General features: G+C 70.4%; 11 protein-coding genes and 1 riboswitch. All 11 genes read right to left on the reverse strand.

Annotated elements, in window-relative coordinates:
* Positions 1–5: 5 nt before the first annotated feature.
* Positions 6–1,109: an LLM class flavin-dependent oxidoreductase gene (locus OCS65_RS02330; protein ID WP_102800097.1), complete on the reverse strand. Its 1,104-nt coding sequence runs from the start codon at positions 1,107–1,109 to the stop codon at positions 6–8.
* On the reverse strand, positions 1,099–2,700 hold the full coding sequence (locus OCS65_RS02335) for a dipeptide ABC transporter ATP-binding protein (RefSeq protein WP_102800096.1): 1,602 nt from the start codon (positions 2,698–2,700) through the stop codon (positions 1,099–1,101). Before OCS65_RS02335 ends, OCS65_RS02330 begins: the two co-directional genes overlap by 11 nt.
* Complete coding sequence (locus tag OCS65_RS02340; protein WP_072636660.1) at positions 2,697–3,590, reverse strand: ABC transporter permease; 894 nt, start codon at positions 3,588–3,590, stop codon at positions 2,697–2,699. The genes OCS65_RS02335 and OCS65_RS02340 overlap by 4 nt, the downstream gene beginning before the upstream one ends.
* The gene (locus tag OCS65_RS02345; RefSeq protein WP_231772284.1) at positions 3,583–4,614 is read right to left on the reverse strand and encodes an ABC transporter permease; all 1,032 of its coding nucleotides are present in this window, start codon (positions 4,612–4,614) and stop codon (positions 3,583–3,585) included. Before OCS65_RS02345 ends, OCS65_RS02340 begins: the two co-directional genes overlap by 8 nt.
* Before the next feature lie 3 nt (positions 4,615–4,617).
* Positions 4,618–6,249: an ABC transporter substrate-binding protein gene (locus OCS65_RS02350; RefSeq protein ID WP_231772285.1), complete on the reverse strand. Its 1,632-nt coding sequence runs from the start codon at positions 6,247–6,249 to the stop codon at positions 4,618–4,620.
* 204 nt (positions 6,250–6,453) lie between these two features.
* A riboswitch (SAM riboswitch) is annotated at positions 6,454–6,545 on the reverse strand.
* A gap of 45 nt (positions 6,546–6,590) precedes the next feature.
* A complete protein-coding gene (locus OCS65_RS02355) occupies positions 6,591–8,012 on the reverse strand; it encodes an MFS transporter (RefSeq protein ID WP_231772286.1) in 1,422 nt (473 codons plus the stop codon).
* A gap of 12 nt (positions 8,013–8,024) precedes the next feature.
* Positions 8,025–9,383 carry an NtaA/DmoA family FMN-dependent monooxygenase gene (locus OCS65_RS02360; RefSeq protein WP_231772287.1) on the reverse strand — a complete coding sequence of 453 codons (1,359 nt, stop codon included), beginning with the start codon at positions 9,381–9,383 and terminating at the stop codon, positions 8,025–8,027.
* Positions 9,380–10,624, reverse strand: a complete 1,245-nt coding sequence (locus tag OCS65_RS02365; RefSeq protein ID WP_231772288.1) for an LLM class flavin-dependent oxidoreductase — start codon at positions 10,622–10,624, stop codon at positions 9,380–9,382. The genes OCS65_RS02360 and OCS65_RS02365 overlap by 4 nt, the downstream gene beginning before the upstream one ends.
* A gap of 226 nt (positions 10,625–10,850) precedes the next feature.
* Complete coding sequence (locus OCS65_RS02370) at positions 10,851–11,354, reverse strand: GNAT family N-acetyltransferase (protein WP_231772289.1); 504 nt, start codon at positions 11,352–11,354, stop codon at positions 10,851–10,853.
* Positions 11,351–12,481, reverse strand: a complete 1,131-nt coding sequence (locus OCS65_RS02375; protein ID WP_102800094.1) for an FAD-dependent oxidoreductase — start codon at positions 12,479–12,481, stop codon at positions 11,351–11,353. The genes OCS65_RS02370 and OCS65_RS02375 overlap by 4 nt, the downstream gene beginning before the upstream one ends.
* A gap of 27 nt (positions 12,482–12,508) precedes the next feature.
* Entirely contained in the window at positions 12,509–13,468 is a 960-nt protein-coding gene (locus OCS65_RS02380) for an ABC transporter substrate-binding protein (RefSeq protein WP_231772956.1), read from the reverse strand.
* Positions 13,469–13,478: the final 10 nt, after the last annotated feature.

The raw sequence follows: 13,478 nt of genomic DNA on the forward strand, positions 1-13,478 counted from the left end.
CCTCCTCAGGCGGTGGCGTAGCGGTTGGCGGGGCGCGGCAGGCCGAGACGGTCCCGCAGGGTTCCGGTGGACGTCGGGACCTGCGGCCGCAACACCGGCAGGACCCGTTCGGTGAGCGCCGCGACCGTGCCGGCGAGGGCCAGCGGACGTAGCACAACGCCGTCCAGGCCGTCCACGTCCCCGAGGAGTGCGAGCAGCCCGGCCGGGCCGCCTCGGTAGAACAGCGACTCCGGGGTGTAGGCAGCGCCGGCCCAGTTCTCGAGCTGGGCCAGGTCCGCGGCGGCGGTGGCGTCGTCCGCGGCGAGCAGCACGTCGATGTCGAGCAGCACCGCCGGTCGCCGATCACCGGCCTGCGCGCGCAGGCGTTCGGCCAGGTTCGCGGCGGACCCGAGGTCGGCGGCCTCGATACGCACGAGATCGGCGCGCTCCGCGGCGAAGTCGAACGACTGCTCGTCCGCTGCCGCAACCGCGACGAGGGGCCGGCCCTGGGGTGACCGGGGCGTGATCGACGGACCTTTGACGGAGAAGTGCTCGCCGACGAAGTCGATGTAGTGCAGCTTGTCCCGGTCGACGAACCGGCCGGTGGCGACGTCGCGGATCTCGGCGTCGTCCTCCCAGCTGTCCCACAGGCGGGCCGCGACCTCGGCGGCCTCGGCGGCCTCGGTCCACAGTGAGCCGGTGTCCTGGGTGCCCTTGCGGCCGAACAGGGCGGCCCGGTCCTCACCCTCGGAGACGGCGACCTGCCACCCCGCACGGCCGGCCGTGGTGTGGTCGAGGGTTTGCACGGCCTTGGCCACGTGGAACGGTTCCGTGTGGGTCACCGTCGCGGTGGGGATCAGCCCGATCCGCGAGGTGACGGCGGACAGCCGGGCGGCGACGCCGACCGCTTCGAGCCGGCCGCGCACGGTGTCCGCACCGGAGTCGATGCCGAACGAGTCGGGGAGGAAGGCCAGGTCGACGCCGGCACGATCCGCGCGGCCCACGAGATCCGCCCAGTAGCGGGCGGTGAACACGTCCTCCGCGCGTGAATCCGTGCGACGCCACGAATGCGGATGCGTTCCGGTTCCGCGGAATTCGAGGGCGAGCAACAACTGTGAACTATCGGGCATGCCGAACCTTCCCTGGAATGGCATCGAGCAGCAGTTTCGTGTACTCGTGCTGTGGTCTGTCGAAAATCTGTGCGGTGGTCCCGGATTCGACGATTTCGCCGGACCGCATCACCGCGACGGTGTCGCTGATCTGCCGGACCACGGCAAGATCGTGGGAGATGAACAGATAGCTCAGCCCCAGCTCGTCCTGCAGGCGGGCGAGCAGGTCGAGGATCTGCGCCTGGACCGACACGTCGAGCGCGGAGACGGGCTCGTCGAGCACGAGGAGTTCCGGGTGCAGCGCGAGCGCGCGGGCGATCGCCACGCGCTGTCGTTGTCCGCCGGACAGTTCCGCGGGTCTGCGCTCGAGGTGTGCCGTGCTCAGCGCCACCTGCCCGAGCAGCTCCGCAACACGTTCGGCGCGCTCGCTTTTCGTGCCGATGCCGAAGGCTTCGAGCGGTTCGGCGACGACGTCGCGGATGCGGAGTTTGGGATTCAGGGCCGCATAGGGGTTCTGGTGGACGATCTGCACCCGGCGGCGGAGCTCGCGCAGGTCCCGGCCGCGCAGCGCGGTGATGTCCCGCCCGTCGAACCGGACCTGCCCGGACGTGGCGGATTCCAGTCGGATCGCGATGCGGGACACCGTGGACTTGCCGGAACCGGACTCGCCGACCAGGGACAGAGTGCGACCGCGCGGAACCGAGAAGGAGACGTCGCGAACCGCCTCGAGCGACGTGCGCCGGTCGATGCGGAAGGTCCTCGAGACCCCGGACACGGTGAGCAGGGGTTCCGCGGGTCCGCGGCCGGGCCGGGCCGCGGCGCCGGCGAGGCTCGGTGCGGCGGCGACGAGCGCCCGGGTGTACTCGTGCCGGGGGTTCTCGAGGATCTGCCGGGCCGGCCCGGTCTCGACGATCCGGCCCTGGCTCATCACGACGATGCGGTCGGCGCGGTCGGCAGCGACGCCGAGGTCGTGGGTGATGAGCAGGACCGCGGTACCGGTCTCGGCGATGCGGCTGTCGAGGTGGTCGAGGATGCGCCGCTGCACGGTGACGTCGAGCGCGCTGGTCGGCTCGTCGGCGATGACGAGGTCCGGCCGGCATGCGAGCGCGATGCCTATGAGCACGCGCTGCCGCTGCCCGCCGGACAGGTCCTGCGGGTACTGCCTGGCACGGAGTTCGGGATCGTCGAGCCCGGCTTCCGCGAGGATGCGCCGCGCGTCGATCTTCGCGGTGCGCCGGTCGGCGCGACCGTGGATACGCAGGACCTCGGCGACCTGGTCACCGATGCGGACGACCGGGTTCAGGGACGTGGTGGGGTCCTGGGGCACGAGTCCGATGCGGGCACCGCGCACCTTCTCGAAGGCGCGTTCGGGCAGGGTGTCCAGTCGCTGCCCGTCGAACGTGACGGTGCCGCCGGTGATCCGGCCGCTGCCCGACAGCAGGCCCAGGATCGCGTGTGCGGTCGTCGACTTGCCGGAACCGGACTCGCCGACCACCGCGACGACCTCACCCCGGGAAAGCGTGAAGCCGACCCCGTCCACCGCGGTGACCGGGTCGCGACGGCTGCCGTACTCGACCCGCAGGTCGCGTACGTCCAGCAGGGGCGCGGTCATCGAGTGCTCCGTTCTTCGATGGCGTGACCGAGGCGATGCGCCGACAGGACGACCGCCACGATGACCAGGCCGGGCAGCGTCGTCATCCACCAGGCGGTGGCCAGGTAGTTCCTGCCCTCGGAGATCAACGATCCCCACTCCGGGGTGGGCGGCACCGCGCCGAAGCCGAGGAAGCTCAGCGACGACACAGCGAGCACGGCCATGCCGAACTCGACCGCCGCGAGCGCGACGACGGGGGCGTACGAGTTGCGCAGCACGTGCCGGCGCAGGACGGTGTGCCAGCGGGCACCGCATGCGAACGCCGCCTCGACGTACAGGGCGCGGCGCACGCGCAGGACCTCCGACCGCATGACGCGGGCGAAGTTCGCGACGAGCCCGACGCCGACCGCGATCGCCACGTTCATGGTGCCGAATCCGAGCGCGGTGACGAGCGCCAGGGACAGCAGCAGAGCGGGGATGGACAGCAGAACATCGACGACCCGCATGAGTAGCCCGTCGACCGCTCCGCCGACCGCACCGGAGAGCAACCCGACGAGCGAGCCGACGACGAGAGCGATTCCGACGGCGACGAGCGTCGCGGTCAGGGACAGGCCCGCACCGTGCACGACCCGGGTGTACACGTCGCGCCCGATGTTGTCGGTGCCGAACCAGTGCGCCGCGGACGGCCCCTGCAACTTGTCGGCCGGGACGCCCTGCAGCGGATCACCGGACGCGAAGACCGAGGGGAACAGGGCGAAGCCGACGGCGAGGAGCAGCACGGTCGTCGAGACCACGAGAACCCCGTAGCGGCGCAGGGCGCTCGTCGCTCCCCGGAGCCGGGACGGTCCGTGTGGCCCGGCCGCGGCCTGCGCGGATGCGGCGACCGGTTCCCGGATCAGGACGTCAGACATGAGCCTTCCTCTCCTCCTCCACCGCGAAGCCGGTGAGTTCGGTGGTCACCTCGGCGGGCGTCGGATGCGAGGGCGAACCGCCGCCGCGACGGCCGTCGGCGATGCGCGGATCGATGAGTGGATAGACCAGGTCCACCGCGAGGTTGACGAGCACGAAGATCACCGCACTGAAGACCACGATGCCCTGGACGACGGGAATATCCTGCGCCAGAACCGAAGTCTGGGTCAGACGACCGACACCGGCGCGGGAGAACACCGTCTCGACGACCACGGACCCCGCCAACAGGTTGCCGACTGTCACCCCGGCGATGGTGAATGCGGGGATGCTGGACAGCCGCAGTGTGTGCCGGGTCTGGAGGCGCCATCGGGACGCGCCCTTGGCGCGAGCTGCTTCGACGAACGGTTGCCGCCATGTGGTCTGCAGGCTCGCGGCGAGGACCTGCGCGATCACCGCACCGGTGGGAAGCGCGAGGGTGATCGCGGGCAGCACCAGATGCTCGATGCCCTGGTCGCCGAATGCCGGAAGCAGCTTCATCTGGAACGAGAAGAGCTGGAGCAGAAGAAGTCCCACCCAGAAGGTCGGAACCGCGACACCGAGCGGCGGCAGCGAGAACAGCGTGCTGCGCAGCCACCGGGCGCGCGTATACGTGGCGACGAACGCGATCGAGGTGCCGAGGAGCACGGCGAGCGCCAGGGCGACCGCGGCCAGGGCCAGGGTGCTGGGTACGGCGGCGGCGATCGCGTCGGTCACGGGTTGTCCCGTGACGATCGAGATGCCGAAGTCACCCCGGACGGCGTTGCTCAACGCAGTGAGGTACTGCTCCCACAGCGGCCGGTCGAGCCCGTACCGCTCCTGCAGTTGCGCGACAGCGGCCGCATCCACCGGTGTGCCGCTGCCGGCGCCGTCGACCGCGATGCTCACCGGGTCGGACGGCAGCAGGTACAGCACGCCGAACGAGACGGTGAACGCCGCACACAGCACCAACAGCGCCTGCACGAGCCGGGAACCGAGATACCGGGCCATGGTCTACTCGCTCAGCCAGGTGTCGAAGAACTGCAACCGGGCGGAGGCCTCGAACTTCAGGTCCTGCACCGCCCCCGCCGCACCGATGGCCTGGGACAGCTCCACGGTCGGCAGCCACAGGCCGTTGTCGAGGACGAGCTGCTGTGCCTGCTCGATCAGCTCGCCGCGTTCGGCCGGGTCGGTGGTGCGCAGCTGCGCGGACAGGACCTCGTCCAGCGCCGGGATCGGGCCGCGGTTGTTGAGGTTGCGCCCGTCGAGTCCGAACGTGGTGCGCAGGATGTCGCCGTCGGCGCGTGTGCTGTTGTAGTAGGTGGCGTCGAAGTCCTTCGCGCCCTGCCGGGCAGTGGCTTCCGGGGTGGAGACCAGGTCGAGCTGCAGGTCGATACCGACCTCGCGCAGCTGCTGCTGCACGAGCTCGAGGATCGCCTGGTTGCCGGCGAACACCGAACTGAACAGCACCGAGAAGGACAGGCGGTTGCCGTCCTTGACGCGGATGCCGTCCGGGCCGGGAACCCAGCCGGCGGCGTCGAGGATCGACTTCGACTTCGCCGGGTCGTAGGTGACGTCGTCGAGTGCGGCGTAGCCGGGGGTGCGGGAGGCGAGGGTGCTGGTCGCGGGCCGGAAATCGGGGCCGAGGACGGTGTCGACGAGTTCCTGGCGGTCGAGGGCCGGCACGATCGCAGCGCGCACCGCCGGATCGGTCAGGACGCCACGGGTGACGTTCGGCTGGAAACCGAACGGGACACCCGGGTTCGGCGTGGTGAGGATCCGTCCGCCGCTGCCTTCGATCTGGGAAGCGTCCTGCGGCAGCGCATCGCTGATCGCGTCGAGCTGGCCGGATGCGAGGCTGCCGGTGCGTACACCGGACTCCGGGACGATCGTGAACTCGATGCGATCGAGGTAGGCCTCGCCGTCGTGCGCGAAAACGTCGGATCCCCATGAATATCCGGTGCGCTTGACCAGCGTGGCGGACTTGTCCTGCTGGTAGTCCTCGTAGACGAAGGGACCGGTGCCGGACAGGTCGCCGGCGCAGCGCTCCTCCGCGGACTTCGCGACGTCCCTGTCGGACAGGAAGCCGAGTTGCAGCGTCGACGACGCCTGCAGGAACTGCGCGTTCGGTCCGGCGAAGGACACCTGGGCAGTGAGCGGATCGAGCACCGTGGTGCCGGTGTACCCCGACAGGTAGCTCGCCGCCAGCGCTGCCTTGGCGCCGGTGAGGGTCTGGACGATCGCGTCGAAGTTCTTCTTCACCGACTCCGCGGTGAACGGGGTGCCGTCACTGAATGTCACGCCGTCCTTCAGCCGGAACGTGAACGCCGAGGCGTCCCCGTTCACCTCCCAGCTTTCGGCGAGCCACGGCTTCAGTTCACCGGTCCCGGGGTCCTGATCGGTGAGCGAGTCGACGATCTGACGGGCGACGTAGATGGTCTGGTTGCTGCCGGCCTGTGCGGGATCGGCACACGTGGGGGCCTGGGACAGGCCGTAGCGCAGGGTGCCGCCGGGCTGCGGGGTGCCGCCACCGGAGGAGGTGCCCGCCGTGTCGGTGCCGCACGCGGCGAGCCCACCGGCGAGGATTGCGGCGGTGGCGCCCGCGACGGCGCGACGTCGGGCGGCAGAGGTGAACGGAACAGGCACCGGGGAACTCCATGATCTCGTGAGGCGCCGATGGCACCGCGCTTCGCGATGCCACCGGCCGGGCAGACGGTCGTAGTTCTTCGACTGGGTTGCGCCGCTCAGGCGCGACAGGATCGGGGGCGACAGATGCCCGAGCACTGACGGCACAGGTCGACGTGCAAGCGCGCCCACGCGCCCACGAACCCCTCGCCTGCCATGCCTTCTCCTCCATCGTTCCCGGCGGTAGCACCCTCACCTGCGGCAGGGGGTTGCTGCGACGTCGTCGAGCCGGGTCTCTCGGTCGCTCTGGATGGTTCCCGGTGACCGTACGCGTTGCGAACGAGTTCGGAGAACCCTTTCGCTCACCGTGATCGAAACCCGGCGCCGGCACGACGGCGCCGGTCGGCGAGCGCACAGAGCAGCGACACCGCGAGCATGGCGGCGCACACCGCGAGGCCGGCCGACGCGGCACCGGCGACGTCGTCCCCGTCCGTCGCCAGCGCCGACAGATACAGGCCGGACACCGCGGCGAGGGCGACCGTCGCGGACAACCGCTGTGACAGCTGCAGGAACCCGGCCGCGACACCGTGACCACCCGCCGGGGACGACTCGAGCGTCAGCGCCCGGTTGGGTGCATCCACGAATCCACCCGAGAGACCCGACAGAGCGGCCAGCGCCACGAACACCGGCATCGTGGCGTCGTGCCGCACAGCGGCGGCGTAGCCACCGACGACGGCGATCTCGGCCGCCACCGCCACGACGACCGTCACCCGGCCGTATCGCGCGACGACCCGCCACCCCACGGCCGAGGCGACGGCCATCGCCGCGGCGGCGGCGGACAGCACGGCGGCGGCCTGGACCGCGGCATAGCCGCGCCCCTCGATGAGGTACAGGCTCACGACGGTGTTCAGGGATAGCACCGCACCGAACCAGAACAGTGCGACCAAGGTACCGAGGACGTATCCGCCGGATCCGGTCAGTTCGGGAAGCAGCACGGGCTTGCCGCCGCGCACGGCGACACGGCGTTCCCACCACAGGAAGGTGGCGAGTGAGACCGCCGCTCCCCCGACGGCGAACACCGCACCCACCGGACCCGGTTCGGAGACCACGGGCACCATCACCAGCGTCGTGGCCGCCGCGAGCAGCGCGAGGCCCCCGGCATCGACCCCGCTGCGGGCCGACGGTCGTCCCCGATCCGGGGGCAGGCGGCGGGCCGCGAGCACGAGTGTGACGAGTGCGCACGGCACGTTGAGAATCAGCAGAACACGCCACCCGTAGTCCCCGGGTGCAGCGCCGAGCACCAGCCCACCGACGAGTGGACCGCACAGCCCGGCGAGGCCTCCGGCCGTGCTGTAGGCGGCCAGGGCCCGGGCGCGCGCCGGGCCGGTGTAGTTCTCGGCCAGGATCCCGAGCACCTGCGCGCTGATCAGGCCCGCCCCGACCCCCTGACCGGCCCGTGCGGCGACGACCGTCCAGGGGTCGGACGCGACAGCTCCGCACACCCCCATGACCGCGAAGAGGGTCATGCCCGCGAGGAACAGCCGCCGCCGGCCGGCCACATCGCCGAGCCGGCCTGCCGGGACCAGCGCAAGACCGAAGCTCAGCGAGTATGCGGCCAGGATCCACTGCACCTGCGAAACGCCCGCGTCGAGACCGGTCCGCAAGGCGGGAAGGCCGATGTTCAGCACCGACGAATCGAGCAGGGTGGTGAAGCCGGCGGCCGCACAGACCGGCACCACCGACGTCGTCTGCCGGGGCGTCTGCGCCCGATCGGTGAGTGTCACGCGGGAGGTGGGTTAACCGCCGACCGCCACCGGATCGGCCGGCACCCGCAGCCCGAGGTTGTGCCGCAGCGTGGTTCCGGTGTACTCGGCGCGGAGGACACCACGGTCCTGCAGCAGGGGCACCACCTCGTCGACGAAATCGTCGAGCCCCCAAGGCACGAGGTGCGAACCGAGGATGAACCCGTCCGAGCCGTCGTTCTGCACGAAGGCGTCGATCTGCTCGGCGATCCGTGCCGCGGTACCGACGAGGGGTCCGCGCTCGAACTGGTCGATCACGACCTCTCGCAGCGTCAGCTTCTTCTCCTCCGCGATCGCGCGGAGCCGTGCGACGGTCTCGAACCGGTCCTGGTGGACGAACGCCCGTCCCTGGATGATCGGCTCGGCGTCGGGGTCGGGATCGATGTCCGGCAGCGGGCCCTCCGGATCGTATTCGGACAGATCCCGATTCCAGATCTGCTCGAGCAGGATCAGTGCGGTCTGCCCGGTGACCTGCTGGTTACGGATCTCGTGGTACTTCTCGACGGCCTCGGCCTCGGTGTCACCGATCACGAAGCTCGCCGACGGCAGGATCTTGATGTCGTCGGCGGAGCGGCCGGCAGCGATCGCCCGGGCCTTGACATCTCGGTAGAACTCCGTGGCCTCGGGCAGCTTCCCGTACGGGGAGAAGATGGCGTCGGCGTTCGCGGCAGCGAAGTCCCGGCCCTGCGGGGACACCCCGGCCTGGAGGATCACCGGGCGTCCCTGGGGGCTGCGCGGAACCGTGAACCTGCCGTGCACGTCGAAGTGGTTGCCGTGGTGTTCGAAGGCGCCGGCGTCGGGTCGACGCAGGAACCGGCCGCCGGCCTTGTCGGCGACGATGTCGTCGCTACGCCACGAATCCCAGAGTCGACGGATGAGCGTCAGGGTCTCCTCCGCGCGCTCGTACCGTTGGGAGCGATCCAGGAAGCCGCCGCGGCGGAAGTTGCGCCCCGTGAAGGCATCGAAGGAGGTGACCACGTTCCACGCGGCCCGGCCGCCGGAGAGGTGATCGAGAGAGGCGATCTGCCGAGCCAGCTCGTACGGCTCGTTGAAGGTCGTGTTGATGGTGGCGGCCAGGCCGAGGTGGTCCGTGACGGCGGCCAGCGACGCGAGGACCGTGAAGGTGTCGGGCCGGCCGATGATGTCCTGATCGAAGATCCGGCCCGCGCGCTCGCGCAGCACGAGGCCGTCGGCGAGGAAGAAGAAGTCGAACTTGCCGCGCTCGGCGGTACGGGCGGTGTGCTCGAAGGTCGAGAACTCGATCTGGCTGCCCGCCCGGGGATCCCACCATGCGGTGTGGTGATTGACACCGCCGAGGTAGGCCCCGAGGATGACCTGCTTGCGTGTGCTCATCGGTCGTGTCCTTCGGTTCCGGCCGTGGTGACGGCGTAGCGGTGGGGAATGTCGGTCGGCAGATCCAGAAGTCCGCGCAGGGACGTGCCGGGGTACTCGGAGCGGAACACCTCGCGCTGTTGCAGGATCGGGACGAGCGCGTCGACGATGACGTCGAGGTCGTCGACTGCCACCCCGGGCCGGAGCCGGAAGCCGTCGATACCCTGTCGACGCCACTCACCGATCCGGTCGGCGAGTTCGGCCGCCGACCCGGTGAACACGAGTGCATCCGAGTCGAATGCGCTGCCCGCGAGTGCGTCGAGACGCCGGAGCCGCTCGGCGCCGCTCTCGCGCGGCGTGTCGAGGAAGACCATGAGGTCCGCATACACCCGCAGCGGTTCACCGACACGCCCGACCCGCACGCCCGCCGCCGTGACCTCGTCGACGAGGTCACGCACGCGGCGGGTGTCCGCCGGGGTGACGAACACCAGATCTGCCTGCCGCGAGGCCAGTTCGTACGGAAGGTCGCGGTGGGCCAGCAGTGCGACCACCGGCTGTCCCTGCGGCGGTCGGGGCGTGATCGACGGCCCTCGAACGTGGAAGAACCGGCCTTCGAAGTTGATGTAGTGCAGCTTGTCGCGGTCGATGAACCGTCGTGTCTTCACGTCGCGGAGCTCCGCGTCGTCCTCCCAGCTGTCCCACAGCCGCCGAACGACCTCGACGGCGTCGGCGGCCTCGTCGAACAGGTCGTGGACGAACTCGGGCAGGCGATTCTCGGCGAGCGCCTGCCGGTCGCGCTTGTCGAGTCCGGGGATGTCGCGCCGGCCGAAGTGTGCGGCCTCCTGCGCGGAGGAGGACACCTTGACCTGCCAGCCGGCGCGGCCGTGCGATGTGTAGTCGAGGGTGGCCAGCGCCTTGGACACGTGGAACGGTTCGGTGTGCGTGGTGGTGATCGTCGGGATCAGCCCGATGTGCCGGGTCGACGGTGCAACCCGCGCGGCGATCAGGTGCGCATCGAGCCGGACCCGTACCCGGTCCACCGCGTCGGGGTCCTCGCTCGTGTACGGGTTCGCGGGTACGGCAAGGGAATCCTCGATCGTGACGAAGTCCAGCAGCCCGCGTTCCGCGGTGGTGACGAGATCGGCCCAGTACGTGGGTGAGGTCAATTCGTCGGGGCGTGAATTCTCTTCACGCCACGCGGCGGGATGCCAACCGGCGCCGTCGAGCGCGACGGCGAGGTGGACGGGTGTTGTCGAGGTCATCGGCGAGACTCCTGGTCGGTGTGCGGCGGGGATCGGTGGCGTCACAGGGGCGTCCGGCAGCAGGGCGCACCGGCAGCACCGCGGGCTCGCGATGCTGCCGGGCCTGGTGGGGGGTCTTCGGGAGGATCGTGGCGGCGGAGAGTTCACACGAGAATCGGACGTCCGCACCCGTCACGACGGCTGCGGATGTCCGATTCGTGCACTGCTTCGAGCCGCTCGGCGCGGTTCAGTCCGTCCGCAACCGGATCAGCGTCTTCTCGAAGGGGTGCGGCCCGATCTCCTCGGCCGGTCGGCCGGGATCGAACAGGGCGGTGTATCCCGCGGCCAGGTACAGCGCGACCGCCTCGGGTTGACGCCACCCGGTGGTCAGGTAGATGCGGGCGTACCCCCTCCGGGCCGCCTCGGCCTCGAGTTCCTCCAGCACGAGTCTGCCGAGTCCGCGGCGGCGGTGCGCCTTCGACGTCCAGATGCGCTTGAGCTCTGCGGTGGTCGCGTCGTAACGGCGGAACGCGCCCCCGGCGACGGGTTCTCCGTCCTCGACGAGCATCAGCAACGTCCCGTCGGGTTCGGCGAACTCGTCGGCCGGGTGGGTGGTGAGGGTGTGGATCTGCTCGTCGAGCGGACGTTCGTAGCGGGTGCTGTATTCGACGGCGAGTTCGGTGAGCAGCGGGGCGGCCAGCGGGTCGTCCTGCCGCACGGGGCAGACCTGGATGCGGCGGGCGGTGGTCATCGCGCGGTCACCGCCTCGCGGGTGCCGAACCGGAACGGCTCCGGCGCGACGGCCGTGCCTTCGACGAGCCCCGCGATCAGCTCCCCGATTGCGGGGGCGAACTTGAAGCCGTGCCCGGAGAAGCCCGCGGCCACGACGACGGCGCCGATGCGGTCCACGACGAAGTTGCTGTCGGGTGTGCTGGTGTACAGGCAGGTGTCGGCCACGGCGCTGCCCGGGTCGACGCCGGGCAGCCACCGGGCGGCGTAGGCGGCGAGCCGCGCGAGGCCGGCGGGGTCGGCCCGGAAGGTTCTCGTCTCGGGCGTCACTTCGGGTCCGGTGCCGTGCTCGCCGATCTTGATGCCGTCCTCGGAGCCGAGCCCGTAGATGCCGGCTGTCGTGAGCAACGCGCCGGGGTGATGGACGAAGCTCGGCCAGTCGGGGCCCGTGACGGGAACGAAGTGCGCGGGCTGCTCCTGCGTCGTCCGCATCGCCGGGAGGCGGGGCGCCGGATCCGAAGCCCGGGTGAGCAACCGGTGCGACCATGCGCCGGCCGCGACGACGACATGCCGGCCGCGCACCACCGCGTCCGGGGTGACCACGTCGACGCCGTGTCCGTGGCTGTGCAGGCTTTCGACCACGATCCCGTGCCGCACGTCGGCCCCGGCCTGCGCCGCGGCCTCCTGGAACGCGGCGACCGCGCGGTCGGCGTGCAGCCGGCCCGCCTCGGGATGATGCACGACGGCTGTGTCGAACCGTATCCCGGGCCAACGACGTTCCGCGGAGCACGGCTCGAGGACCTCGTGCCGGATTCCGAGGGCGGCCAGCGACCGGGCACGCGACTCGACGACGGCGGGCAGTCCGTGGTCGACCGCGCCGGTGAGGGTCAGTACCTCCGTGCCCGTGGTGTCCTGCAGGTGCCGCCAGAGCGGCAGGGCACGGCCGGCGAGCGCCGTGTAGAACTCGCCGTCGTAGGCCTGCCGGTAGATGCGGGAACTGCCGTGCGAGGCGCCGCGGCGATGACCCGGCTCGAACTGCTCGAGCAGGGTCACCGACTTCCCGCGGGTGGCCAGACGCCACGCCGCCGCCGATCCGATGACGCCACCCCCGACGATCACGACGTCGGCCCGGGGCTCCACCCGGCTCATTGCTGTCCCTCCCTGGCTGTCGTCCGGTTACTGCTTCTTCGGCAGGCCCGGAGGATTGATCACCGACGTCTCGACCGCCTCGTTCGCGATACCCCATCGGTCGAGCACCTGCTGGTAGGTGCCGTTCTCGATGACGTGGTTGAGCGCCGCGTTGATCGCCTCGATCAGGCCGTTGTCCTTCTTGGTCAGGACCGCGATTTCGCCCTGCAGGTCCGGGCCCGCGCCGGAGAACGTGCCGGCGATCTCGGTCTCACCGGCCTGGATGACGTGGAACGACGCGGACGGATTGGGCCCGAAGTAGGCGTCGATGCGGCCGGAGCCGAGCGCGAGGTAGTAGTCGGTGGCGTTCTGGAAGTAGAGGATTTCGGTGGGCTCGAGGCCCGCGGCGACGTTCTGCTCGTTCCACTCGACGAGCAGCGCCTCCTGATTGGTGCCGGAGCTCACGCCGACCTTCAGACCCGCGACATCCTTCGGGTCCTTCACCTCGATCCCGCTGTCCTTCTTCACCTCGAAGGCGAGGTTGTCGAGGCGGTAGGTGGAGAAGTCGTACTTCTCCTTGCGTTCCTCCGTGACGGTGACATTGGAGATGAACACGTCCGCCTCACCGGAGTCGACGCGCACGAAGTTCTGCGCCCAGTCCGCGGCGGTGAGCTCGACGTCGAGGTCGAGAACGTCGCCGAGGAGATGCGCGAAGTCGGTCTCGGAGCCGATGATGGTCTTGTCGTCGTCGGCGTAGAACCGCAGCGGAGGTGCGGTGCCGGCAGACCCCGTGACGATGAGGGTGCCGCGGTCGCGGATGGACTGCGGGACCTCGGCCGCGATCTCGGGTACGGGGTCGGTGGTGATGCGGTTCTGGTCGGCGGTGAGGTTGTAGCCGGCGGTGCCGGCCGCGTCGGGCTCGTCGGTGCCGCAGGCGGCGACCGACAGCAGGGCGACGGCGGTCAGGGCCGAGGCGACCAGCCTCGTGCGTCGGGTCAACGCGGACATCATTGCCTTT

The organism is Rhodococcus aetherivorans (genome assembly GCF_025722975.1).
Taxonomy (GTDB): Bacteria; Actinomycetota; Actinomycetes; order Mycobacteriales; family Mycobacteriaceae; genus Rhodococcus; species Rhodococcus aetherivorans.

Excerpts from the sequence above, each read along its gene's own strand:
- OCS65_RS02330 (WP_102800097.1), bottom strand. The coding sequence starts at position 1,109 with ATGCCCGATAGTTCACAGTTGTTGCTCGCCCTCGAATTCCGCGGAACC.
- OCS65_RS02335 (WP_102800096.1), bottom strand. The coding sequence starts at position 2,700 with ATGACCGCGCCCCTGCTGGACGTACGCGACCTGCGGGTCGAGTACGGC.
- OCS65_RS02340 (WP_072636660.1), bottom strand. The coding sequence starts at position 3,590 with ATGTCTGACGTCCTGATCCGGGAACCGGTCGCCGCATCCGCGCAGGCC.
- OCS65_RS02345 (WP_231772284.1), bottom strand. The coding sequence starts at position 4,614 with ATGGCCCGGTATCTCGGTTCCCGGCTCGTGCAGGCGCTGTTGGTGCTG.
- OCS65_RS02360 (WP_231772287.1), bottom strand. The coding sequence starts at position 9,383 with ATGAGCACACGCAAGCAGGTCATCCTCGGGGCCTACCTCGGCGGTGTC.
- OCS65_RS02365 (WP_231772288.1), bottom strand. The coding sequence starts at position 10,624 with ATGACCTCGACAACACCCGTCCACCTCGCCGTCGCGCTCGACGGCGCC.
- OCS65_RS02370 (WP_231772289.1), bottom strand. The coding sequence starts at position 11,354 with ATGACCACCGCCCGCCGCATCCAGGTCTGCCCCGTGCGGCAGGACGAC.
- OCS65_RS02375 (WP_102800094.1), bottom strand. The coding sequence starts at position 12,481 with ATGAGCCGGGTGGAGCCCCGGGCCGACGTCGTGATCGTCGGGGGTGGC.
- OCS65_RS02380 (WP_231772956.1), bottom strand. The coding sequence starts at position 13,468 with ATGTCCGCGTTGACCCGACGCACGAGGCTGGTCGCCTCGGCCCTGACC.